We start from the raw sequence: 1,179 nt of genomic DNA, 5'->3' as shown, positions 1-1,179 counted from the left end.
AGAGGGTGTAGACAAAATAAAGTAAACTTCTTGCCTCCTTTCTATGCAGCATTGAGCCATGCCTAAAACTGGACGCCCACCGGTAATCGCTGCGCACCATTATCCTCTGCTGGCCAGGCTCGCTCATACGCAGCCTTATTCCAGTCAAGCCGAACTGGCGCAAGCATTCCATGCAGAAACGGGCATCACCGCGCATCCCGACACCTTTGCAAAAGCGCTGAGACTGGCCGGGATCGTTCGAGTAAAGGAACGTGCCAAAGGTAGCTTCCAGCCTCCCGAGCCTCGTAAGTCTTATGGCTATACCGAGGCACACCGGCGTCAGTTGCCGGAGCAACGCTACCCCAGTTGCCTGACTGATGCAGAATGGACGTTGGTCGCTGATTTATTTGAAGTCTCGGGAGGTCGAGGCGTACCGCCTCGCCACTCCCGGCGCACTCTTTTGGAAGCCTGCTGTTATGTCGTGCGCACAGGGTGCTCCTGGCGAATGCTGCCTCGCGAGTTTCCCCATTGGGACAATGTCTATAAAACCTTTCGGCGCTGGAGCGCTCAGGGCAAGTTTGAGCAAATGCACGACCGGCTCCGTGCCCAATGGCGAGAGCGGGTGGATCGTGATGAGCGGCCGTCAGCCGCTGTTCTGGATTCCCAATCAACGCGCAGCTCTCCCCAAGGCGGTGAAAGCGGTTACGACGCAGGCAAAAAGGTAAAAGGACGTAAGCGAAGCCTTATCGTAGATACCTTGGGCCTTCTTTTGGCCGTGAGCATCAGCGCAGCCAGTGTGCAGGATCGAGATGCGGCAGACGACGCCGTGACCTCCTCGATGGACAAGTACCCGTCATTAAATACCCTGTTCGTCGACAGTGCCTACGCTGGAAAGTGGGCCCAGCGTATGCAGCACACTCATTCGCTCGAGATCCAGGTCATACGAGGAGCGAACAATCGCCGCACCGGGAAATGGCATTCAGAGCAAGGCGATTTGTTCACGGCAGCGCCGGTTGCGAGCGGCTTTGTGGTCATGCCCAAGCGCTGGGTGGTGGAACGGACTCATGCCTGGAATGAGCGAGCCAGGCGGCTGATCATGCACCACGATCGGTTACTGGATGTGAGTGAGGCTTGGGTATGGCTGGCTGAGGCTCGCATGCTCGCTCGTCGACTTACTACTTGATTTTGTCTACACCCTCT

Annotated in this window: 1 protein-coding gene; it reads left to right on the top strand. The window is 56.9% G+C overall.

Annotated elements, in window-relative coordinates:
* Positions 1–58: 58 nt before the first annotated feature.
* Positions 59–1,162 (top strand): IS5 family transposase, encoded by a 1,104-nt coding sequence (locus tag AC19YQ_RS24945; protein ID WP_046487324.1) that lies wholly within the window; start codon positions 59–61, stop codon positions 1,160–1,162.
* Positions 1,163–1,179 lie beyond the last annotated feature (17 nt).

It is taken from the genome of Pseudomonas sp. MF06569, assembly GCF_059862735.1.
The sequence above is the reverse complement of the archived record's forward strand: the minus strand, read 5'-3'. Positions and strand labels throughout refer to the sequence as shown.